The organism is Cohnella sp. LGH (assembly GCF_017671885.1).
GTDB lineage: Bacteria > Bacillota > Bacilli > Paenibacillales > Paenibacillaceae > Cohnella > Cohnella phaseoli.
This window is the reverse complement of the sequence record NZ_CP072117.1, coordinates 8,404,729-8,427,765: the sequence shown is the minus strand read 5'-3', so window position 1 is coordinate 8,427,765 and position 23,037 is coordinate 8,404,729. Positions and strand designations below refer to the sequence as shown.

Sequence of the window (23,037 nt, the reverse complement as noted above, 5' to 3'; positions counted from 1 at the left end):
GAGAAGGTCCGTGAAAAAAGCAATCTTGGCGATGTTGACATTGATTCTGCTTTCGCTGTCTTTTTTCGATGCTTCATACGCGAGCGCCGGAAGCAAGAAAGGCAGGCCGATCGCGCAAGGCACGTTCATTCAGAAAGAGCTGGTCAGAACGTGGGATGACGCCCGATGGCAAAGCGAGTTCAAGTATCTGAAGGAAGCGGGAATGCGCTATATCATTTTGGCGCCTACCGGCTACAGCTCAGGCGGCGGACCGACGCAGACGATCTATCCGTCCGATCGGTTCGAAATGGAGCCGGGGTATCCCGATCTGGTCGACAATATTTTGCGGAACGCGGAGAAAGCGGGCTTCAAGGTTTTCCTTGGGCTGAACTTCGACGGGGACTGGTGGAGCAAATCGGCGCGAGACCCTCAATGGCTGAACGCCAAAATGGAAGAGGGCAATCTGATTGCCGACGAGCTGTACAAAAAATATTACCGTAAATACCGGAAGGCGTTCTACGGCTGGTACTGGGTGTGGGAAGTCGACAATTTGAATTTCCCGACGAGCGCGGATCAGCGGGCGCTGGCGGATGCGATCAACCTCAATTTGCGTCATGTGAACCAATTGAACGCTCGTCTGCCCTTCATGCTGTGTCCCTTCATGAACGCCGCCATCGGGGAACCGGAAGCCTACAAGCAGATGTGGATCAACATGTTCAAGATGACGGATTTTCGCAAGGGCGACATCTTCGCTCCGCAGGACAGCGTTGGGGCCGGCGGATTAAACATGGACAATTTTACGGAATGGTTCAAAGCGCTGCGTCAAGCTGTTAATACGAAGAAAGGACTGAAGTTCTGGTCCGACGCGGAGACATTCGATCATCGCGACTGGTCAAGCGCGCCGATCTCCCGTTTCGTGGACCAACTGAAGGGGGTGCAGCCCTATGTCGACGGCATTATCACTTTCGCTTACAGCCATTATTACAGCCCTAACGTCGGCAAGGCTGCCTACCATCGGGCATACGTCAATTACGTTCGGACCGGCCTTGTGGAATTCGAAGCGCCTCCCGCCCCTGCAGACCTGTCGGCGTTAACGGACAACTCGGCGACCGTAAGGCTAGAATGGTCTCCGGTTCAAGATCCGGGGGTAGTCGGCTATCGAATATACCGTAACGATGTCCTGCTTAACGCATCCTTGAACCAGACGACCTTCTTTGCCGACAGATCGGCGGAGCCGCAGACCGAATACACGTATCAAGTGAGTTCCGTCGATGCGGCAGGCAACGAATCGGAACGCTCCGACGGCTTAATCGTAACGACGCCGCAGCGTCTGGAGAATCTGGCGGCGAATCGGCCTTATTCGGCAAGCGAGCCGGCTCATGCCAACTATCCGGACACGGACGCCATGGAGTTGACTGACGGCATTCGGGCCGACAGCACTTACGCTCATGCCGCATGGCAGGGAAGATACTTGGCCGAGCCGTATTCCGTCACCGTCGATTTGGGAAGCCTCAGGAGCTTGACGGAGGTGAGCGTCGGGTTTCTGCAGGATCTTCCGGTAGGGATCATTCTACCGCAATCGGTCGCTTACTTCGTCTCGGACGATAACGCCAGCTTCACGAAAATCGGAGAGCTTGCGAAGCCGGACAACGCCTCTACGGATTCGCAGACTTACGAATACAAGCTGCAAGGTATGTCCAACACTGCCGGCCGCTACGTCAGGATAGAAGTCGACAGCGCTGGCGCCTGGAGCTTTATGGACGAAATAGAGATCAGGTAAAGGGCTGTCTCATAGGCACTTTAAGTTGCTCTGCAAGATAATCGATAATAAACCTCCCTCTGATGCTATACGCTCCTGAAATTTGAATGGGTAAACCCGTTACAATGTGATTTCAGGAGCGTATGAGGCAGTGTAGTGATCCGTATAATCATCGACGACGCTTAAGCGACATACAACCCTTGAATTTGGTCAACTTTGTACCGTTTTCCCTACAAACCTCCACAATTTGAGTCCGATTCAAGCTACTTTGTACGATTTTCCGAACAAACATTCTCGTTTTAAGTCTGATTCAAGTTACTTTGTACGATTTTCCGGCTAATTTCCCTGCGTAAACTTTTGTGTGCAATAGATAGATCCGCAGTAAAAGTTCCCTATGAGACAGCCCCTTTTCCTTCAGAGTAAAGTTCTGAATTATGAGTAGTTATTCGCTCGCTTTTTCCGTTAGCCGATTCAGCAGATTCAACAGCATAACCACGGCTTCGGCCCGGGTTGCATTCCCGTCAGGGTCGAATGTAGTCCCGTTTCGTTCGATTCGGATGCCTTCGCGGAGGACGGCCAGTACGGCATCGCGGGCCCAATCCGGAATTCGAGCCGTCTCTGCGAATCCGGTATCGGAGGCGGAACTCGCCGGGAACCGGAAAGCTCTGGCGACTACGGCGGCGATTTCGGTCTGGGTCATCTCGCGCCGAGGCCGGAAGTTGCCGCTAGGATAGCCTTCGATCAGCCGGACAAGGTAGGCGCGGTCGATAGCCGTGAGCGCCCAGGTGCCGAACAGCTGCCGGTCTTTGAACGCCGGCGAGTCGCGGCTCGGCTCGGGAAGCTCTGCAGCGAGGGCGTTGATCAGCATAACAATGAATTCGGCCCGCGAGATCAGACGATCCGGGCGGAAAGAGCCGTCCGGATAGCCCTGGACAATGCCCATTGCCGCAGCTAGCTTAATTTCGACTTCTGCCCAATGTCCGGCAATATCCGAAAATGTTTTCGCGGAAGAGCCGGGATCGCCAGGTTGTTCGGGCGTGCCGGGTTCACTTGGCTTCTCGGGCTTGGAAGTCGAGGGTTGTTCCGTCTCTGTCGGTTGTTCGCTTCCCGGCGACGGAGAGGTCCCGCCGTCGGAAGGAGATGACGAGGAACTGCTGCTGGTGCGGACAGTGCCTCTAAGCTCGGCGCTATCGTTGCCGTAACTATCGTAGGCGACAACGGCAAAGGCATATTCGGTACTCTCGGTAAGTCCCGTGGCATTATAGCGATATACGCTGCCGGTTACGGACGTTTCGAGCGACTCGCCCTTGTAAATCCGATAGCCGACAATCGGAGAAGAATCGGCAGCTTCCGGCCAACTTAAAGAAACCCCGTTCTTCGATATATCGGAGAAGCTGAGCACAGAGCCAACCGGCCAGACGGGTGCATCGCAGTTTTTGCGAACCTTGATGTGATATTGGCTTGTCTTGACCCCGTTCGCGGCCGTGACGACGATAGGGATATCGACAGACTCGCTCGTCAAGGTGATGGATACCTCGGCTCCGCTGGTCGCCGATCTTCCGTTGATCACCAAGGTGGCGCCGGTATCGGCCGTAGCGGCTGTCAGTATCAGAGAATTCGTTGCGCAAGCAACTGTCGCTTCGTATTCCTTGATAGAGGGCGAGAATGCGGGAACGAGTTCGCCGGACGACAGCGTTAAGCTCTCCAGATCCGCATTGGAGCTTGGTTGAGGGGGGAGCGTACGAACGGTGAATGTCACCGGCACTTCCTCGGCCGAACCGTTTCCGCCGAACCATTCGAAAGTCGCGGTGTCGCTTGTATCGGCAGCCGGACGATAGATCAGCCCGTCCAGCTCCGAAACGGGAATTATTTGGTTAAGTTGAACGGCTACGCTGTCTAAGTACAGCGTTCCATACACCGCGTCGGTTACCGTTGCGAACCGGACTCGATCCATAGCGGGCGTGAGTGATGAAGCGTAGTGAGCCGTAAAATCGGATGCCAGGAAGACGAGATCCGTGTTCCTCTCCGTCTCGAATTCCGTATTCGCGACACTAGGCCGGAGCACCAGATGAAGCGTCGATTCCTTCTGGATATTATAGTCGGCCAGAGTACGGCCGTCTACAAGCTCCTTGCCCGCGAAAATCAACCGTTGCCGATCGGTTGGTATGCCCTCCTTATCCTGGATTTTTTGTTTCACTTGCTGAATCGAATCACTCGACTCAGTCTCAATGGCTATCGTCTTTCCCGTCAGCGTCTTGACGAACACTTGCATGGCAAAGGCCGAGGTCGGAAAAGCGAGCGTAAACAGTAAAATGAGCGCCATCGTCAGCGCATAAGGACTTCGTTTTCTCATTTAACGATTTTCCCCCTGTCGAGATAGAATAGACTGCTTTTGCGCGTCACTGGTTTATTTTACTATAGCCAAGCTGCTCTCGGAGAAAAATTTGTCGATTTTTCTAGGGCGTGTATGCATACTCCGAGGATAGTAGATTTGGCCGAATTTTCGTTCCATGCAAGGGACTTTTGTGAAGGCGTACCGGGGTACGTCAAGCAAAAGTGACGAAGCAGGGGAGGTGAAAGATGCCCCTGAGCGGGTTTGCATACACGCCCTAGACGAAAAAAGCTGTCTCGAAGCGAAAGCGATCGCTTCAAAGACAGCTTTTTTTATATGCGAGACTCGTTTTTACTCATTCAGCTCATAGACTTTGACATTGCCGAACGTCGCTCCCCCGCCGGAAGAGAACAGCCGGATATCGGAGCTGTCGAGCGATTTGGAGATGCGGGCCGCCAGCGCGTACTTGTCGTTCACGAACACTTCCAGGATGTCGCCTTCGGAGATCAGGCGCAGCGTATTCGTGCCGTCCAAGTCTCCGGCTGCGACCGGGATCTGGCTGAAGTTCGTCCAATTGCCCGTTCCGGTCGTATCGCGTCGTACCCTGATCAGGCTGTTGGCCTTATCCAGGGAGATTTCAAAGCCGTAAGGCGACGTCGCGCCTTTGTCGATCAGAAGGCCGGCGCGGTCGGCGCTGCCTGACATGGACAACGTCATCTCTGCGTCGAAGCGGCTGTAATCCCCCGGAAGCTTGGCAATGGAAAAACCGGAGCCGGAGGAGGAGAACGCGCCGGAGCCGAACGTCCAGCTTCCCGTTTCCGCAGAAGGGCTGCTTACGCCTCCGTATAGCTCTCCGCCGCGGATCGCGGAAGAGAAGGTCGTTTCCAGCTTGACGCCCAGCATGCCTCCCGGAAGGGCGTACAGCTCCCTCGGAAAGCCGATATGTCCGCCCCAAGCGTTGCCGGTCGCCTGCTGCGGAATCCAGCCGAGCATAATCCATTTCGCGCCGTCGTAGAACACCTGCGCCGCCGCCAAGTCTTCGCCTTCTAGGGTATGGGCGGTTTTGGACGCCCAGTCGTCGGCGTCGATGGCGGTATTCGGATCGCCGATCCAGTACGTCGGGCCGCCGACCCAATGCGGGGTCTGACGGGCGATGCTGGCCATCAAGTACCATCGGTTGCCCAGCTTGAACATTTGTGCGACCTCGGGCTCCTGAGCCGAGCCGACAGGGATGCCGGTATTCGGGAACCGGATCAGATCGGTCTGGGTTCCCCAGCTCGTGAGCGAGCTGCCGACGGAGCTGGTCAGTGCGATGGACACGTCCATGCCCGAGCCTATGCCCCAATCCTGGTTGGAGCGATACACCGAGCTGACCATCCGGTAGACGCCGGCGTCGGCGTCCCAGAACACATAAGGATCGCGGGCTCCGGCCGTATAAGGCGTCATGGAGTTGGCGATATCATACGCTGAGGAAGCATTGCTCCACTCCGTCAGATCCAAGCTTTCGCTTCCCTTCATTTCGGTACCGTTGCCGTAATAGCTGCGATAGACGCTGCCGTCCTTGAACACGCCAAGCGCATAGTAGTTCTGGTAGGGAGCGGAACCCGAATGGGTCAAGGCAACCGGCTGCCAGCTTTTATAGTCGGTCGTCGTCACCAGCGCAGGCTCGAAGGCGCCGGGCTTCAAATAATAGAGATACAGCGTTCCGTTTTCCCAGAAAGGATGAACGTCTCCGATATAGTGGGAGGGGTGCTTGTAATGCAGCTTGATTCCCGAACCTCCCGATCGATAATCGATCTGGGGGTCCCAATACGTCGAGTCGTTGTCGATCGACGACTTGCGGTTCAGCACGAAGCGGATTTCATCTCCGGGCTGCACATAGGTCAACACCCCAGGATTGATCCCGACGCTATCCTTGTAGGAGATACTTTGCCAGCCGGAGGCCGGCCAGATCTGCGTCCCGTTTTTTAGAATCCGGGCTTGCACCCCGTCCCCTCCGCTCAGGTCGCGTTTGCGTATCGCTCCCGTGATGTTTACGGTCCCTTCCATCGGGCTGACGAATGCGCGAACCGTATCGGTGGACGATCCGGGATGAACGGTGTCCGCGCCGTTCCAGCCGATCAAGGCGTAGGAGCTGCGGCCGAGCCAGGCATGAAAACCTGAAGAATCATAGGTCATGGGCGCATAGGTCGAGCCATCCCAATCTCGGTAAAACCAGTGGTCGGTTCCTTGCATTGAGGACGAATAACCTTCGGAAGCGACGAACCGGCTTTTCAGCCCTGTGCCGATGCTGAAGCGGATTTTGGCCGAAGACGAGAACACGTTCCCCGATACCGTTCGTTCGGCGACGATCTCCAGCACATATCTTCCGGACGCCGTAATCGAAGAGCCGCTGGTGAAGGCGGCGGGAGCGCCGCCATCCTTGGCCAACGTAGCGTACGAAGTCGTTCCGTTCGGATCGGTCCAGGAAGGGGCCGCAGAAGGATATGCGCCGCCGTCTGCCACGCCGGTTACTACGGGACGATCCGGAGCGTCGGAGGACGAATAGGCAACGTTAGGGTCCCAATAGGTGCTGTCATTATTGATGTTGCCGTTGCGATTCAGCACGAAGCGCAGCCGATCTCCGCGGGTCACCTGGACACTAAGCGAATGGTTGACGCCGACGGCGTCGTTATAGGCGATGCTCTGCCAGCCCGAAGTCGGCCAGATCTGCGTCCCGTTCTTCAAGATTCGCGCTTGCACGCCATCCCCGCCGTTCAGGTCGCGCTTGCGCACTTTGCCTGCGATCGACACCTGGCCGTCGGCGGGCGCTTCGAAGGTGAGCGCCGTATCGGTGGCCGTGCCGGGATGCAGCGTGTCCGGGCTGTTCCACCCGATCAGGCTGTAGCCGCTTCGTCCCTGCCAGGCGCGAAAGCTTGCGTCCTCGTAAGCCATCGGAGCGTAGTCGCTCCCGTTCCAATCCTCGTAAATCCATCCGTCAACGCCCTGCACTCCGGTTCTGAACGCATCCGAAGCCGTAAAGCTTTGACCCGTCCATCCGCTTGCCGATACGCGCTCGGGCGCGAAGGAAGCGAGGGAGAAGCCCAAACCTGCAACTAGAAGAAGCTTGATGGCTTTCCGGTAACCGAACATATTCGTTCCTCCGAATCTTCGATTTATTGGGCCAACTCTTGCCGGCCTAGCAATCTGTAAAGCTTGGCGGCGCTAAAAACGGACCCGGAAGGCGAGACGGCCGCATCTCCGGAATCGAAAAGAGAGAGCGTGGCTTGGCGAACAGGCTCCATCAACCGGGCGGCCAAAGCGTAGCGTTCGTTGACGAACAGCTCCGCGATGTCGTTTTCCACGATGAGCCGCGCCCGTACAGCTTCAGTTGAACCAAGTTCAAGCTGCAGCTCGCTGTGCACGACGTCGTCGCTGCGGATGCGCAGCTTTCCGTCGGCCGGGTCCAATTCGACCGTGACCGGCCGCTCGGAGCCGTCGCTCACAATACGCACGCCTCCAACGGCATCTGAGTCCGATGGCTGCCACTCAAACGAGAGATCGAAGCGGTCGTAACGCCCCGGAAAAGCGGCCTCCAAATTTCCAATGGCCGAGGGAGCCGTATCTAGCGTCGCAGGAAGCGGCAAGCGTCCGCCGCGAATGGCTTGGCCGACGGAATCGGGGAGCCTGACGTCGAACAAACCGTCCGGACGTCGCACGAGCTCTCGGGGAAGGGCAATGTCGCCTCCCCAATGCTGGTAGCCGATCGTTTCGACGTCCCGCAGCGGAATCCAGCCGAACAGCAGCGGATGGCCGCCCTTCGGAAACGCGATCTGGGCGGCGGCCAAATCCTCTCCGTCCAGCAGCTGCTTGTCCGCCTCCAGCCAAGGACCGTGAGGCGAATCGGCGACAAGGCTGGTCGTCGGACCGACTCGGTGATCGTATACGCTGAAGATCAAGTACCACTTTCCTTCATGCTTGAACATCTGCGGCACTTCCGGGTCTCCGATATTTCCCGGAGCGTACAGATCGCCCATCCCGGTCCAGCTCTTCAGATCGGGAGACACCGCATAGCAGACGGAGCCTTCGGGTCCGTTCTGATCGCCGCCTTTGCGGCAGGTCATGACGGCCCAGTATTGGCCGTCGTCCTCGTTGCGGAACACGAACGGATCGCGTTGAACCGCGTATCCCGGCTGAGGAGGAATGTCGTACTCCGAGCCGGCAGCGTACCAGGTTTGCAGATCCGTGCTGTAGGCGCTGCGCATCACATTGCCGTCCGTGCCGGAGTAGCTGCGGTAGACGCCCGCCTGCTCGTCGTAGAAGACGCCAAGAACGAACCACGGCTTGACCGGAGAGACAGCAGCGTCTCTTTTCAACGTCAGCGAAGCCTCCTCATAACGCAGCATGTCGCGCGAGGTGAGCAGCGCCGCTTCGTAGCCGCCCCCGGGCTGGAGATAGTACATGTTTAGCGTACCGTCCTCGGCGAAGTAGGGATGGACGTCTCCGATCTCATGCTCGGAATGCCTGAAATGGAGCGGAACGGTTGGCAGCTCTCCGTAAGAAAGAGAGGGAGTCCATGAGACGCTCTTCTCCGGGGAATCGCCCTCGATCCGGAACGTGACGCGATCTCCGGCCTCGACCGGCAGTCGGAACCGGACCGCGCAAGCCTCGGGCTCCGACTGTTCGCCGTGCCATGCGGCCTCCATCCCCGCTAAAGGCCATACGATTTGATCGTTCAACAGTACGCTGATCTTAATGAAGGAACCTGCGCTCCCATGCGTCAGCAGGGCGGCATCTCCGGCAATGTCGAGCTCCCCGGACGAAGGAGCCGTGAAAGAACGATCGTAGACGTCGCCGGATCGGGATACGCTCCAGAGCTTTCCGTCAGCTTCCTCTCCAGGCTGCGGAGCGGTATAGAACGGAACGATCGGCGAAACCTCGGTCGGGCCGAATTCGGCTTCAGACATCAATGTGAGCACCCCCGCTTTTCCTTGTGTAATGGCTGCGTCTCTCGTTTCGATGAGAGGTTGCTCCCCGTCGCCCGCATACACGCGAATGCGATCGCCGGCCGCTTCGATGCGGAGGGGCAGCGCTTCTCTATCAGGTACGTTCAGCTCGGCGAAACCGATGGACGCTGCGATGCCTTGAACCTTGCGAAACAGCTCCAGCGTGGGAGACGGATAGACGAAAGATTCGCTGCGGACGATCAAATAGTAGTAATCTTCGGGCGAAGCGTAGCGAAACAGAATCCCGGCTTGAAACTCGCCGCCGGTCAGCGCGACGGAGGAGCGGAGCTCGTAGTCCGCCCATATCTCCTCCCCGGCAACCGAGATCGCCGTACCGGACGAGTCGGACTGACCGAACGAGCCGTCTTGCCGCTCTGTCCAGCTTCCTCCGAGCCGTTCCCACTTCCAGGCGGGAGAGCCTAAGAGGAAGGGCGTTTTGTCCCCCGAGTCGCAATTCTTGTTTTCGTTGGTATCGCTGCTGCAGGCCGACAAAAGAAAGGTGAAGAGCGCCAAGGCAACGCCGCAAGCGCCGAAACGCGCTTTCATGCTGTCACCCCTTCACCGAACCGGACATAACGCCCTGGACGAAATACTTGGTTCCGAATACGAACAGCAGCAAGATCGGGATAGCCGAAATGACGTTTCCCGCCATCAGATAGCCGACTTTGGTTTGATACTGGGTCGTAAAATATTGCAGCCCGATCGCCACCGTGCGCAAGCCGTCCTCGCTGATCGTAATCAGCGGCCAGACGTAGTCGTTCCACACACCGACAGCGGTCAAGATTGCAACCGTCACGGCCATGGAGCGGGTGAGTGGCAGGATGATCGACCAGAACACTTGAAGCTCGGATGCTCCGTCAATGCGCGCCGATTCGAAAATCTCCCGAGGCATGCCCTCGATATAGTTGCGCATGATGAAGATGCCGATGATCTGTCCTCCGGTGATATACGGGATCAGAAGCACGAGCCAGTTGTTAAGCAGCCCGAGCGATTTGTAGAGCACGAAGGAAGGGGCCAGCGTCAAAATATCGGGAATCAGCATCAGCAGGAACAGGAGAACGAACAGAACCTCCTTGCCCCAGAAATACATTTTCGCGAAGGCGTATCCGGTCAGCGTGGACAGGATGACGACTCCGACGACCGACAGCAGCGTGATCAGTACGGAATTGACCATGTATTTGTCAATCACGTCCCAGGCATGGCTGTAATTGCTCCAGTAATATTCTCCGGGGAAAACGGACCACCAGCTGCTGAAAATTTGCACGTCGGACTTATACGAGGAAACGAACAGAAATACGAAAGGATATACGCTGAGCAGACAGATGATCCACAGCGTCAGGTGGTTGGCGCCGAGCAGCAGTCGCTTGGTCAGGTTAGTCATGGAGATCCCCCCTTTTCGTCAGCCGGATCATGAGCCAGGACAGCAGAGCGGATACGAGCAGCAGCACGACGCCGATGGCGGAGGCGTAGCCGAACCGCAGGAAGACAAACGAGTTTTGGTAGATCCATACCCCGGGAGACAAAGTGGCGTAAGCGGGACCGCCGTTCGTCAGGAAGATCAGAAACCCGTAGCTCTTCAGCGAGTCGAGTACGGTCAGCACGAGCAGGATGCGCGTCTGCGTCTGGACAAGCGGCAGCTCGATCGAGAGAAAACGCCGCCAGAACCCCGCGCCGTCCAATCTGGCCGATTCAAGCAGGGACGAGTCGATGCCCTGAAAGCCGGCCAGATAGATCAGGAAGGCGATTCCGCCTGCCCAGGGAAAGCCGATAAACAGCACCGAGCCGAGCGCCATCGACGGATCACCCAGCCAGTTGTGCGCCCACGATTCCAGTCCGAGCTGGGCGAACAGCGTGTTGAATACACCTTTCGGAGCGTACATGTTTTTCCATACGTAGCCCATCACGATCCAGGGAACCGTCATTGGCAGCAGCAGCATGATCCGGTAGGTTCGAGTCGCCCAGCCCGAAGTCAGCGCGAACATCAGTCTGGCGACGAGCAGAGGGAGTGTTACGATCTTCAGAATCGATACGACGGTGATGACGATTTGATTGCGCGCCGCTTTGCCGAGCTCGGCGTCGCCGGTAAACATGCGCTTGTAGTTGTCCAGCCCCGCGAAGCTCGTAGACTGGCCGTCCCAATGGAAGAACGACTTGTGCAGCGCCTGCAGGAACGGATAATAGGAAAAAACGAGAATCAGAGCGAACGTAGGCAGAATAAGCAAATAACCTTTGCCGCTCTTGGCCAGCTTGCGCAGCAGGCCATCGGCCGAGAAGCCGCGAGTGCCTTGCATGGGACCACCCCTTCATCGATGCTTATGCACAGGCTCCCTGACGGACAAGGAGCCTGTGCACATTCTAAGCCGCTATTGCGTTACCACTGAGTCGTGTCCCATTTGTTTTGCGTGATGAGCCGTTCCGCCGCTTCCTGATAGATGGAGGCGTATTTGTCGACGAATCCGTCCAAATCCCCGCCTGTCAGAAAAGCTTGGGAATAGCTCAGGAATTTGGAGGCCAGCTCATTGTCCAGAGAGATCGCCTGAATTTTGGAGACGTTGAACTTGGCGTCCTGCGCCCAGGCATTCATGACGGGATCGCTCAGCTCGACTCCCTGAACGACGGGCAGCATGCCCTGCGCCTCGACGGCGCGCTTATGCACGTCCGGCTGGGAAAGGAAGCGCATGAAGTCGATGAAGATCGCTTTCTGCTCGGGCGTCGCCGCTTTGTTCAGCCCCCAGGCTCCGCCGAGATTGGCCATGTCGATCGGGTCCGACGGGTTGCCGGGGTTCGGAAGCGAGAAATGACCGAATTCGAAATCCTTGATGTTCTGAACGAAGCCCGGAGTGTCCCAGCTTCCGCCCAGGAAGAAGGCGGCTTTACCGGAGACGAACGCGTCGTACCAGCCCCAGTCGGAGCTGAAGTTTTCCGGCCAGCCGGCTTCGACCCACTTTTTCCATTCCGCGAACATCGCTTTGACCTTCTCGCTCTTCAAGTCGATCTCGCCCTTCTTGATGCCGCGCACGACTTCCATCTGCGAAACCCGTCCGTCCGGAACAAGCGTGTCCAGCTTCATCCAGTCGTCGAGGTTAAAGCCGTAGTTCAACTGCCAATTGTACCAATCGCCCTTAAAGTTCGCGACGAGCTGCTCGCTCCAGGCGATCTGTCCGCTGTCCTTGATCGTTTTCTGTGCGGCCATAAGCTCTTCCCATGTCGTCGGAACGGCTACTCCGGCTTCGTCGAGTATCTTTTTGTTATACCAGACGCCCGTGTTGACTGCGCCGGCTACGCCGACCATCCAGACGTCGTTCGTGCCGCTCTTGCCGATCTCGAACGCGTTGGGGACGTAATCCTGCTTCCACGACTGCTTCGTGTACGGATTTTCTTCCTCAAAGTACGGAGTCAGAGGCTCAAGGTACTTGGCGAGCATCTGGGTCGTCTCCGGGCTGACGCCGATGCCGACGGGAGCGCCGCCGCCGATCAGCTGGGTCTGGATTGTTGTGTAATACTGGTCGAACGCGGAGAAGATGATCTCGATGTCGACCTCGGGATGAAGCTTCTTGTAGTTTTCGATCTCCGCGTTGACCGCGTCGATCGTCGGCTGGTGCCACATGACCAGATTGATCTTGCCTTTGAGCGGGGCGGCGGACGGAGCTGCGCTTCCGGTCTCGCTTGCGCTCGGAGTCGATGGGGCGGCCGAAGGCGAGGCGGAACCCGCCTCGTTGCCGTTGCTGCTGCAAGCGCTCACAACAAGCATTGCCGTAAGCAGCAGACCGGCGGACCCGCTTTTCCATACTTTGTTCATACGTGAAACCCTCCGTTTGTTTTTCTGATTGGTTTGTGACTACGTTGTCACATTTCCTGAGGCGATTATAAGCCCGCTCGCGAATCCGTGTCAACGAGGAAAACGTTATATTTATCATGAAATATTTAGCTACATCTAATGCGGAAATAAAACTCTATGCCTCTTTACACTGTGACAATCACTCGTTATAATTCGGATTATAGTGACAACGTTGTCACATTGGATTCGCTCAGCTGAGAGAAACGAGGAGGTAGCCCGCACATGGCGCTGCGCTATATGCCCGAACCGGGTCGCATGGTAGCGGATTTGATTCCGTTCTACGATGAAGGATATTATCACGCTTATTACTTGAAAGGATTCCAGGAGGGTACGGGCTGGGCCCGGCATCATACGCCTTGGGCGCATTTGCGCAGCAAGGATCTTATGGCGTGGGAGGAGCTGCCGAACGCGCTCGAAACCGGAACGCAGGCCGAGCCGGACGGAGGAGCTTGCTTTACCGGCTCGGTCTATCGCGAAGGCGAGACGGTTCATATTTTTTATACCGGCTTCAGTCCCGGCCATCCGGACGGGCGCGAGCAGATCATGCACGCTACGTCCTCCGACGGGATCGCTTTCGCGAAAAATCCGGCGAATCCGATTCTGCGGGTCGGCTCGGAGCATTACGGCTACGATGAGGACTTCCGCGATCCGTTCGTGTTTCGCAACGAGGAGGAAGGACGGTATTGGATGCTGTTCACCGCGGGCTGCCGCCATCCGGTCAACGGCAACCGACGCGGGGTAATCGGTCTGGCCGTCTCGGACGATCTGCGCAATTGGCGGTTCGAAGCGCCGATCTATGCTCCGGACGCCTATCCGTCGCTTGAATGCCCGGATCTGTTCCGGATGGGCGATACATGGTATCTGTTGTTTTCCCAATTCGGACGCACGGAATACCGGATGGCGGATTCCCCTTACGGGCCTTGGACAAGACCGGCCAATCCGTACTTCGATGCGGGAGATTATTTCTTCTATGCGGCCAAATCTTGCTTTGACGGCGCCGATCGCTATTTGTTCGGCTGGTGTGGGGATTTGGCAGAGGGCAAAGACGCTCCGCGCGCGATGTGGGGAGGCACTTTCGTCACGCCGCGAAAGATCGTTCGCGCGGAGAACGGGGAGCTGAGGCTGGCTTGTCCGGACATCTATGCGTCCTCCGTTACAAAATCCCATCATTTGGATTATAATGAATGCATCGCTTTATGCGGAGAATGGAACGAAGAACCGAACGGATCGATTGCGTCGCTTAGGGAGACGGGCTTCGCCGCCCTTGTGCAGAAGGAGGCGAAGGAGCATATTTCCCTGCGTCTGACCGTAAGCAAGGAAGAGAGAACGGGGACCGCGGGCATCGTGCTCCGCGCCTCCGACCGTCTGGACAACGCTTATTTGCTCGGCCTCGATTACGGGGCGGGGACGCTCCGGCTTGAGCGGTATCGCGCAGTTCGGGCGTTTCACGGCTCCGCGCTCGACGGGGAGCGGATTTTGTGCGAGAGACCGGTTCCGGGCCTTGCTGCCGGGGACACCGACCTCCTTGTATTTTTGCAGGACAATATTCTGGAGGTATTCGTGAACGGCGTGACGATGACCGTTCCCCTGCGGGATATACGCGGCGGCGGACTGGGCTTGTACACCTCCGACGGTTCGGCATTATTTACTCTGAAGTCATAGCAAAGGAAGATGAACTCATGGCGACAAGTCGCGAAGTAGCGGAGCTGGCCGGTGTCTCCGTATCCAGCGTGTCCAGGGCGTTCCGGGACGACGTATACATCAGCCGCGAAGTCCGGGAGCGCATTCTGGCCGCCGCGGAGAAGCTCGGCTACACGCCCAATCTCATGGCGCGCAGTCTCAAGAGCCAGAAGAGCCGGATTATCGGGCTCGTCATCTCCGATATCGACAATCCTTTCTATTCGATTATTACGAGAATCATCGAGTCGGAGCTGAAGCGGCTCGGCTACCGACTGCTGCTGTCCTACAGCAACGAGAATGCCGAGCAGGAGCTGGAGGATTTGAGCCTGCTCGCCTCGTCGCGGGTGGACGGCATTATTTTCACCCCGACGACGTCTAAGCACGCTTCGTTTATTCGCAACCTCAAGAAGCAGAATATCGCGCTCGTCCAGATGTACCGCACGGGTTACGCCGACATCGATTCCGTAGTTATGGACGACGAGATGGGCGCTTATCTGGCGACCAAGCATTTGCTGCAGAACGGACATTCGGACATCCTGCTGCTGAGCGTCGAAAGCCCGATCTCCCCGAGCCGCGCGAACGGCTATCGCCGGGCGATGGCGGAGGCGGATAAGCCGGTTAACGAAGAGTACGTGCTGCACCTGCCTTTTCAGACCGATCTCAAGAGCATCATCAAGAACAAAATCGTACAGCTCAAGCCGACCGCCGTCGTTGCGGGCACGAATACGATCGGCATGGACGTCATCAAGACGTGTAAGGAAATGAAGCTGAGCATTCCGGGCGATCTGAGCCTGGTCATGTTCGACGACGTCGCCTGGGCGTCGCTGCTGGAGATTACGACGGTGTCGCAGCCGACGGAAAATCTGGGATTATGCGCTTGCCGCAAAATCATGGACCGGATCGCCAAGCAGTATACGACGGAGCAGATGACGACGGTGCTGGAGCCGTTCCTTATCGCCCGGCAATCGGTGCGAAATTTGTATGCGTCGCGTTAGGCTATCAGGATCGTCCTTCGACCTCTCGGTCCGAGGACGTTTTTTTTGCGTAGATAGCTCCCCAAGGCCTCCCGGCTTGTGAATCCGAGGCTTTTCTGGGAAAATAGGAGGTAGTCGCAAGGTCCGGCTATTTATGCGAAAAGAGGTTGCGAGATGATAACAACATCCGTTCACGATATGACTTTCGAAGGGTTGACGGAATGGCTCGCCGAGCGCGGGCACAAGAAATCGAGGGCGACGCTCGTATGGGAACGGCTGTACCGCGAGCGGGCGACCGATTTCGCCGTGATGGAAGGCGTGCATCCGGAATGCGTGAAGGCGCTGGCGGAGCATTTCCATATCGAGTCGATGGGCGAGCATTCGCGGCAGGAGTCGAAGGATGGAACGGTCAAATTCCTGTTCCGGTTGAAGGACGGCAATCTGATCGAGACGGTGCTGATGCGCCACAAGTTCGGTCTGTCCGTCTGCGTCACGACGCAGGTCGGCTGCAATATCGGCTGCAGTTTCTGCGCGAGCGGCTTGCTGCGCAAGAGTCGGGATTTGTCCAGCGGCGAGATCGTCGAGCAGGTGATGAAGGCGCAGCGTTTTCTGGACGGCAGAGGCTTGGGAGAAGCGGTCAGCCACCTCGTCGTCATGGGCATCGGCGAGCCGTTCGACAACTACGACAACCTGGTGAAGTTCCTCGATGTGATCAAGCATCAGAAGGGGCTGGCTATCGCCGGACGTCATATCACCGTCTCGACGAGCGGGCTGGCCGACAAGATTTATCAGTTCACGGACGACGATCTGAAGGTGAATCTGGCCATCTCCCTGCATGCTCCGAACGACGAGCTCCGCACGAGAATCATGAAGATTAACAAAGCGATACCGATCGAGAAGCTGTTTAAGGCGATGGACTACTATTTGGAGAAAACAAGGCGGAGAGTGACGCTCGAATACATTCTGCTGAAGGACGTGAACGATCAGCGGGAGCACGCGCTAGAGCTGGCGGAGCTGATCGGGGAGCGCAGGTCGCTCGTTAACGTCAACCTGATCCCGTACAATCCGGTCGACGAGCATAGCCAATATCAGCGGACGGAGCGGCATGTCGTGAGCGAGTTTTTCGATGTGCTGAAGAAGCAAGGGGTCAGCGTCAGCGTGCGACTGGAGCATGGAACGGATATCGACGCCGCATGCGGACAGCTGCGCAGCAAGCAGATCAAGAAGGAAGCGGTCGCGAATTAACGGCAGCGGTGCAAAAAGGGGGAAACGCGAATGCAATATCGGCGTTTGGGCAGCAGCGGAGTGGAAGTGTCGGCGCTTGGACTGGGCACGAATGCGTTCGGCAAGCGGGCCGACAGCGATATGTCCATCCGAATCGTACACGAGGCGCTGGATCGCGGAATCAACTTTATCGATACGGCCAACATCTATGCGGGCACGGAGTCGGAACGTATCATCGGGCAGGCGTTGACAGGAAGAAGACAGGAGGCCGTGCTGGCGACGAAAGCCGGTCTGGTCAAGGATCAGGGGCCGAACGGGCGCGGCTCCTCTCGCTTTCATCTGCAACGGGAGCTGGAAGCGAGCCTGAAACGGCTAAACACCGATTACGTCGATCTGTACCAGATCCATACGTTCGACCCCAATACGCCGCTGGAGGAGACGCTTCGCACGCTGGACGACTTCGTCAGCTCCGGCAAAGTGCGCTACATTGGAGCTTCTAACTATGCGGCTTGGGAGCTGATGAAGGCGCTCGCGGTTAGCGGGCAGAGAGGCTACGAACGCTTCGTATCGACGCAGCATTGCTACTCGCTGGCCGACCGTACGCCGGAGACCGAACTAGTTCCGCTATGCCTGGATCAGGGCGTCGGGATTATTCCGTATTTTCCGCTTGCGGGGGGCATCCTGAGCGGCAAGTACAGCTTGGCTGACAGAGCGCCTGCCGGCTCACGCGCGCAGACGGACCCGAGCTTTACGCGCTTTATGGCGGACCGCAACCTGGAGCTTGCGGATCGGGTCGGTCAACTGGCAGCGGTGTTGGGCTGCACGCCAAGCGCGCTGTCGCTGGCCTGGCTGATGGCTCGGCCGGCAGTCGCAACCGTCATCGTCGGCGCCACGCGCGTGGATCAGCTTGAGGACAATCTGCGCAGCGTAGAGCTGCAACTGGACGCCGAGACGGTCGAGAAGCTGGACGAGATCAGCGCCTCGTTCCGATACGGCGAGCCGTTTGCGCTCTACCGATTGCCTTAAACCGGCGGCGCGGAAGCTTTAGTAGAAGCCCCGACGGTCGTCGCGGGCTTTTCCCGCAGGCTGCTTGCGATCAGAAATTGCGCCGAATAATAGGTCAGCATAATGAGCGGACCGGAGTAGGCGATATCGGAGACGAACATGTTCCAGGACAGAATCGAATCCGAGACCATGAATAGCAGGCTGCCGGCGATAGCCGTTCGGCTTCCCGTCATGATCGCGGTCCAGCCCATCGTACAGATGACGGCTACATAAGCAACCATTGGCGCGATCAAGCTGGATTTGCCGTCGGCGTTCAGAGCTTGAACAAGCTCGTTGCCCATGAGGACGGCAAAAGCGACGATCGGAAGTAGGGCTGCGAATCTGAGTTTGGAGAAGCGCCATCTCCCTATGAAGGCAGTCAAATAGAAGAGATGCCCAACGAGGAAGGCGGATAGGCCGACGACAAACCAGCGCAGCGTTCCGTCGCCGACGGTACAGAAGAACAATCCAGCCATTATGAGCCAGTGATAACGCTTACGGGAATCGGCGGACAAACGGTAGGCGTACGCAATAATCAAAGCCATCGGAATGACCTTGAACAACAGCTTAACGGCTTCGGGCTCCGACGGTATGACGAAAATATACAGCAGTCCGGTCAGCGCAATCAGCGCGGGCAGTGCGAATTTGGCCAAGAGAATCTCTCCATTCGTGACAACGTTTGGGGACGGTCCTTACAATAAATCTATTATACATGCGCGCTGCGCATTCCGGATAGGCTAGGAGGCAACTATAATGGCAACGATAGAAGATTTTACCGCATTGGATATTCGAATCGGCACGATTGTGACGGCTGAGGCTTTTCCCGAAGCTCGTAAACCGGCAATTAAGCTCTCCATCGACCTAGGGGAACTAGGAATTAAGTTTTCCTCGGCGCAGATTACTCTGCGTTATTCTCCCGAGGAGCTTGTAGGCAGGCAAGTTGCGGCCATCGTCAACTTCCCTCCGAGACGGATCGCGGGCTTCAAGTCCGAGGTGCTTGTGCTGGGGGCGGTTCCCGAAGAGGGCGACGTCGTGCTGCTGCAGCCCGACCGCGAGGTGGGCAACGGCACTCCGATTGCTTAATAACGGGGAGGCGGAACGATGACATTGCCGAATTTGCAGCTGGGCTCAACCGTTCTGAATATCGAGCTGCTCGTCTATCTGCTCGCGGGAATCGTCGGCGTGTACGCCGTCCGCTACCGTCAGAGAAGGCATCCCGAACGGGAGCGCCAGACGGGCGACGCTTGGAATGCCGTGTTTCTGTGGCTGCTCGTATGGAAGGGTAGCTTATTTCTGTTCGATCCCGCAGGCGTTATTGCGCAGCCGATGTCGCTCCTGTTCTTCAGCGGGGGGACGTGGGGAATCGGACTAGCCTCGGTAGTTGCGCTGGCATATCTTTTTCTGCGCAATTACCGCCGCGTTGGGAACCGTGAAGCCGTTAAGCTTGCGGCTAGCTGGGGGGCCGTCATGCTTGTGGCGACGATGGTCGGATATACGGCGCTTAGTCCGATTCAGAGCAAGGGCGGCGTCCGCATCGATCAGGCTGCCCCCGACTTCGAGCTGACGGATTTGAACGGAGAGGCCGTTCGACTGTCGGATTTCCAGGGCCGGACGGTCGTTCTTAATTTCTGGGCAACCTGGTGCCGGGTGTGCATGGCCGAGATGCCGCATGTGGAGAAGTTTTACCAAGAGCATAAGGACAGCGACGTCGTTGTGCTGTCCGTCAACGCGACGACTCAGGAGAGCAATCCCGGACTCGTCAAGGAGTATGCGGACAAGCGGGAGCTGAGCTTCCCGATTGTGATGGACGATCGGGGCGAGGCTCTTGGCAGCTACGGCGTGACGGCATATCCGACCACCTACGTGATCGATCCTTCTGGCATCGTGAAGGGCCGCTATCTAGGAGCGTTCAGCTATGAGAATATGAGAAAGGCTGTAAGGTAAGCGGATTATCCCTCTACCGCCCGGCCCCGCTCGTCATTTTAAGGGAATATAGATTTCGCACTCCTGGTCGTCCTTGCCGAGCGCTTGAGCTACGAACGTCTCGAGGCCATACGCTTCGGGGTCATGGTCCAGCCCTTGTCTTCGCAGCCGCTCGAGCGCGTGGAAGTAGGTCTGATCCCGCTCTTCGCGTCTGTATTGGCCCTGATGCGCATAGACCGCATAGGCTTTGGCCGGAATCGTTATGCCGGTCATGCCTTCGGGAATCCGGCCGAACGAGACGACTTCGGCTCCGGCCACGTAATGATAGGCGACGGAGCGGCTCCGCACCGCTCCGATCAGACGCTCCGGACGGACCGCGCCTTCGATTTCCCCCAAGCGTTCCCGAATCTCGGCCCATAGGCCGGGAATGATCGTGTTGGCCATGTAGACGGCGGTGAAGGGAGCCTTGAATTCAATGCCGATCAGCCGAACAGCGGGCTTGAACAGTGTTCTCGTCGGAGGAAGCGACTGAGCGGCCCCGATGGCGGGCGCCTTGCTCCGGTTAAGGAGGGAGTAACCTCCGTGCCTGCCCGGTTCGGAGTACAGGGGCACGCCCATTCCGCTCAATTCCTGCAGGTAACGAAGCATCGTTCTGTAGGATACCCCGAACTCCTCCGCCAGCTGTTCCGCCGTAAACTTCCGTTTTTCGTAGACGACCATCATTAGATCGATCAGACGCTTCGTTTTCGTCATGGCGATCCCTCGATTATCTGACAGTTTTTGTCATGATTATGTACTATGATAGTAGCGTAAGGCGAGATAACGGACAAGGAGGAAAATGAATTGGAGCAGACCAACGAAACGATCGTCGTCAAGAAAGAGGGATATCGGGCCATTGGGCTAAAGTGGGAAGGAACGTTTGCGGAAGCCGGCGCGGGCGGAATCCGGCGCATCCATGAGAAGCTGAGAGCGCGGTTGCGCGAAATTCCCGAGCCTGTCACGCTGGCGCATTTTTACGGACTCTCCTATCACGCAAACCCCGGCAACGCCGGCTTCGTTCATTACGCGGTTGTCGAGACGACGGACGATACCGGATACGTTCCGGGGGGGATGGTCGCCGTGGAGGTTCCTACGCTAAGCTATGCCAAGTGCGAGCATGCCAGAGGGCAGAGCATCGACAAGTCCTACCGCAACATCTACGAATGGATCGAACAGCAAGGATACTCGGTATCCCGGGGAGAATTGACCCATTGTGAGATCTATTCGCTGAGCCGCGATTCGTACGACCCCGATCCCGAGTTTACGATTATGATTCCAGTTGAAAAGTAAGGGGTTGCCCCAGCCGCGGAGGAGACGGCTGCAGCTTCGCAGGAGTTGGCAACGCTGGCCGAGAAGCTGTACGATTCGGTCGAGACCTTCAAGTATAAGTAAGTCTCAGCTGTTTTTTAGAATTTTCTCGGCTAGCCCGGGGAACAAGCGATTGATCCAAAGCAGCAGCTTTACTTTGCCGACGGGGATTTCCAGCCGATTGTTCCCGTAGCTGGTCCAGAATTGATCGACGAGCTGCTCGGTCGAGATTTTGCCCCGGCCCCTGCCGGCGGTCATTGCGGTATCGACGACTGGCGGGACGATCTCGAACACCCGGATGTTCGTCGGCTCCAGTTGGTATCGCAGCGAACGGGTAAACAAGCGAAGCCCCGCCTTCGTCGCGCAGTACACGGGAGCGGATTTCTTCGGAACGATGGCCAGTCCGGAAGTGACGTTCACGATAGCGGCCTCGTCGCGGCGGGCGAGCAGAGGAATCAACCCGGATACGAGCCGGATTGGCGATGTCAGGTTGATGGCGATCTCGCGTGCAATTCGGGAATCTGCGCAGTCGGCCGTCTCTGCGGAGCCGGCTTCTGCCCGCGCTTCCGCGAAAGAGTAATTGAATTGAACTCCGGCGTTGTTAATCACTACGCTTAGCTCGGGGTGATCGGAGTACAAACGTTCAATAAGCAGATCCGTCTGTTCCTTGCTTTCGAGATCGCAGGGATAGGCGGCGATGCCCGGATAAAGGGCTTTCGCTTGAGTCAGCTTTGCTTCGTCCCTGCCGACGATAATGACGCGATTGCGATGGCGGACGAACCGCTCGACCAAGGCAAGCCCAATGCCTGAAGCGCCTCCCGTGATCAGTATAGTATGGTCTGATAACCGCATAGCTGCAGCTCCCCTTTCGGTTTACTTCAATGTAAACGGGTAAGGGGAGTTTTTCATTAACCTAGATTAATTTTTTTCGGATTCGGCTTAGAGCGACGGGAGTGATGCCTAAATAAGAGGCGATGTGATATTGAGGAATAGCCGTTTCAAGGTGTCCGTAACGCTCAAGAAACTTTAAATACCGGGCTTCGGCGGAGAGCGCGAGGAATTCGCGCTCGCGTAACTCCTTTTTCACGTAAAGGCGTTCGATGAGGAGGCGACCTAACCGCTCCCAGCAAAGTTGTCTGTCGTAGAGAGAGCGGAAGTCGGAATAACGGATGGTCAGCAGCAGACTGTCCGCGAGCGCCTGAATGGAGATGCGGGAAGGAACGCCGGCTAACAGAGAGCCGTACGAAGCGATGAAATCGTGAGCCGAGCAGAAGCTCTTATTGTATTCGTCGCCTCGGAAGGAGATTCCTCCACAACGTTCGCCGCTCACTAAGGTTCGTCCCGAAGCGTTTTGCCAGGATAGAACATGCGGCTCTCCCCGGGAGAATCGTTCCTCTTCGCAGTGATGCGGTCGGGTGTAAGCTTGAACACGGCTGTGCGGCTGCCGAGCGAGGAGACGTATTTCTCGACATGAGCACGGGACAGCGGTTGATCATAATAGCCGGGTACATATTTGTCTAGCAAGGCTTGCATGACGGCGGTCGCTTCCTCAAGGTCCGGGACGGGAGAAACGGGACCGAAGAGCATGACGCTCATGTATGCGGTGTCCGTATGAGCCGGCACCGGAGCCGTAATCGTACCCAGATCTTCGCAGACGGTGAAGCAGGCTTGGGCGTTGCGGCGAAGCATGTCGACCTTGCGTCCTTCGGCGGCGCCGTGGAAGTAGACGGAGCCGTTCGTCCAAACGTAGTTCAGGGGAACGACATAGGGCTCGTCATCGGCGGACAACCCGAGAAACCCGATTTTCGCCAGGGACAGAAAGCGGTCGATCCTGTCGGTATCGGTGCATTCCAGCTTAAACATTCGCATCGGAATCATAGACTGTCGCTCCTCTCGTTCATTGTGATAAACTCATTGTACGGATTCGCTGACTGGACTGAAAGTGACAGAAT

The 23,037-nt window shown here is 57.1% G+C and carries 19 protein-coding genes; 8 read left to right on the top strand and 11 right to left on the bottom strand.

Features of this window, described 5'->3' with window-relative positions:
- The first annotated feature begins 10 nt into the window (after nucleotides 1-10).
- Complete coding sequence (locus tag J4772_RS34775; RefSeq protein ID WP_209073372.1) at nucleotides 11-1,759, top strand: DUF4434 domain-containing protein; 1,749 nt, start codon at nucleotides 11-13, stop codon at nucleotides 1,757-1,759.
- Nucleotides 1,760-2,180: 421 nt separating this feature from the next.
- On the opposite strand, the gene J4772_RS34770 is transcribed toward J4772_RS34775, so the two are convergent.
- The 6 genes from J4772_RS34770 to J4772_RS34745 form a co-directional block, all read right to left on the bottom strand.
- On the bottom strand, nucleotides 2,181-4,091 hold the full coding sequence (locus J4772_RS34770) for a ubiquitin-like protein (RefSeq protein WP_209073371.1): 1,911 nt from the start codon (nucleotides 4,089-4,091) through the stop codon (nucleotides 2,181-2,183).
- Between the two features lie 330 nt (nucleotides 4,092-4,421).
- Nucleotides 4,422-7,202 carry a GH32 C-terminal domain-containing protein gene (locus tag J4772_RS34765; protein WP_209073370.1) on the bottom strand — a complete coding sequence of 927 codons (2,781 nt, stop codon included), beginning with the start codon at nucleotides 7,200-7,202 and terminating at the stop codon, nucleotides 4,422-4,424.
- A 23-nt stretch (nucleotides 7,203-7,225) separates the two neighbouring features.
- Complete coding sequence (locus tag J4772_RS34760) at nucleotides 7,226-9,601, bottom strand: glycoside hydrolase family protein (protein WP_209073369.1); 2,376 nt, start codon at nucleotides 9,599-9,601, stop codon at nucleotides 7,226-7,228.
- A 4-nt stretch (nucleotides 9,602-9,605) separates the two neighbouring features.
- Nucleotides 9,606-10,436: a carbohydrate ABC transporter permease gene (locus tag J4772_RS34755; RefSeq protein WP_116064755.1), complete on the bottom strand. Its 831-nt coding sequence runs from the start codon at nucleotides 10,434-10,436 to the stop codon at nucleotides 9,606-9,608.
- The gene (locus tag J4772_RS34750) at nucleotides 10,429-11,346 is read right to left on the bottom strand and encodes a carbohydrate ABC transporter permease (protein ID WP_116064756.1); all 918 of its coding nucleotides are present in this window, start codon (nucleotides 11,344-11,346) and stop codon (nucleotides 10,429-10,431) included. Before J4772_RS34750 ends, J4772_RS34755 begins: the two co-directional genes overlap by 8 nt.
- 80 nt (nucleotides 11,347-11,426) lie before the next feature.
- The gene (locus J4772_RS34745) at nucleotides 11,427-12,854 is read right to left on the bottom strand and encodes an ABC transporter substrate-binding protein (protein WP_209073368.1); all 1,428 of its coding nucleotides are present in this window, start codon (nucleotides 12,852-12,854) and stop codon (nucleotides 11,427-11,429) included.
- A gap of 261 nt (nucleotides 12,855-13,115) precedes the next feature.
- Between J4772_RS34745 and J4772_RS34740 the strand changes: the two genes are divergently transcribed.
- The 4 genes from J4772_RS34740 (at nucleotide 13,116) to J4772_RS34725 (ending at nucleotide 17,797) form a co-directional block, all read left to right on the top strand.
- Nucleotides 13,116-14,555 (top strand): glycoside hydrolase family 32 protein, encoded by a 1,440-nt coding sequence (locus J4772_RS34740; RefSeq protein ID WP_209073367.1) that lies wholly within the window; start codon nucleotides 13,116-13,118, stop codon nucleotides 14,553-14,555.
- A gap of 17 nt (nucleotides 14,556-14,572) precedes the next feature.
- The gene (locus J4772_RS34735; protein ID WP_209073366.1) at nucleotides 14,573-15,568 is read left to right on the top strand and encodes a LacI family DNA-binding transcriptional regulator; all 996 of its coding nucleotides are present in this window, start codon (nucleotides 14,573-14,575) and stop codon (nucleotides 15,566-15,568) included.
- Between the two features lie 153 nt (nucleotides 15,569-15,721).
- The gene (gene rlmN / locus J4772_RS34730) at nucleotides 15,722-16,792 is read left to right on the top strand and encodes a dual-specificity RNA methyltransferase RlmN (protein WP_209073365.1); all 1,071 of its coding nucleotides are present in this window, start codon (nucleotides 15,722-15,724) and stop codon (nucleotides 16,790-16,792) included.
- A 30-nt stretch (nucleotides 16,793-16,822) separates the two neighbouring features.
- Entirely contained in the window at nucleotides 16,823-17,797 is a 975-nt protein-coding gene (locus J4772_RS34725; RefSeq protein WP_209073364.1) for an aldo/keto reductase, read from the top strand.
- On the opposite strand, the gene J4772_RS34720 is transcribed toward J4772_RS34725, so the two are convergent.
- Entirely contained in the window at nucleotides 17,794-18,468 is a 675-nt protein-coding gene (locus tag J4772_RS34720) for a lysoplasmalogenase (protein WP_209073363.1), read from the bottom strand. The two genes, J4772_RS34725 and J4772_RS34720, sit on opposite strands and share 4 nt — an antisense overlap.
- Nucleotides 18,469-18,568: 100 nt before the next feature.
- Between J4772_RS34720 and csaA the strand changes: the two genes are divergently transcribed.
- Entirely contained in the window at nucleotides 18,569-18,898 is a 330-nt protein-coding gene (gene csaA, locus J4772_RS34715) for a chaperone CsaA (protein ID WP_209073362.1), read from the top strand.
- An 18-nt stretch (nucleotides 18,899-18,916) separates the two neighbouring features.
- Entirely contained in the window at nucleotides 18,917-19,759 is an 843-nt protein-coding gene (locus J4772_RS34710; RefSeq protein ID WP_209073361.1) for a TlpA family protein disulfide reductase, read from the top strand.
- A gap of 33 nt (nucleotides 19,760-19,792) precedes the next feature.
- Here J4772_RS34710 and J4772_RS37725 read toward each other — a convergent pair whose 3' ends face one another.
- Nucleotides 19,793-20,491, bottom strand: coding sequence for an HTH domain-containing protein (locus tag J4772_RS37725; RefSeq protein WP_209073360.1), 699 nt, complete (start codon nucleotides 20,489-20,491; stop codon nucleotides 19,793-19,795).
- Between the two features lie 90 nt (nucleotides 20,492-20,581).
- Here J4772_RS37725 and J4772_RS34700 point away from each other — a divergent pair, with 90 nt between their 5' ends.
- Complete coding sequence (locus J4772_RS34700) at nucleotides 20,582-21,067, top strand: GyrI-like domain-containing protein (RefSeq protein ID WP_209073359.1); 486 nt, start codon at nucleotides 20,582-20,584, stop codon at nucleotides 21,065-21,067.
- Nucleotides 21,068-21,172: 105 nt separating this feature from the next.
- On the opposite strand, the gene J4772_RS34695 is transcribed toward J4772_RS34700, so the two are convergent.
- From J4772_RS34695 to J4772_RS34685, 3 genes are all read right to left on the bottom strand, one after another.
- Complete coding sequence (locus J4772_RS34695; protein ID WP_209073358.1) at nucleotides 21,173-21,937, bottom strand: SDR family oxidoreductase; 765 nt, start codon at nucleotides 21,935-21,937, stop codon at nucleotides 21,173-21,175.
- Nucleotides 21,938-21,998: 61 nt separating this feature from the next.
- The gene (locus tag J4772_RS34690; RefSeq protein WP_209073357.1) at nucleotides 21,999-22,415 is read right to left on the bottom strand and encodes a Crp/Fnr family transcriptional regulator; all 417 of its coding nucleotides are present in this window, start codon (nucleotides 22,413-22,415) and stop codon (nucleotides 21,999-22,001) included.
- Entirely contained in the window at nucleotides 22,415-22,963 is a 549-nt protein-coding gene (locus J4772_RS34685) for a pyridoxamine 5'-phosphate oxidase family protein (RefSeq protein WP_209073356.1), read from the bottom strand. Before J4772_RS34685 ends, J4772_RS34690 begins: the two co-directional genes overlap by 1 nt.
- Between the last annotated feature and the right edge of the window lie 74 nt (nucleotides 22,964-23,037).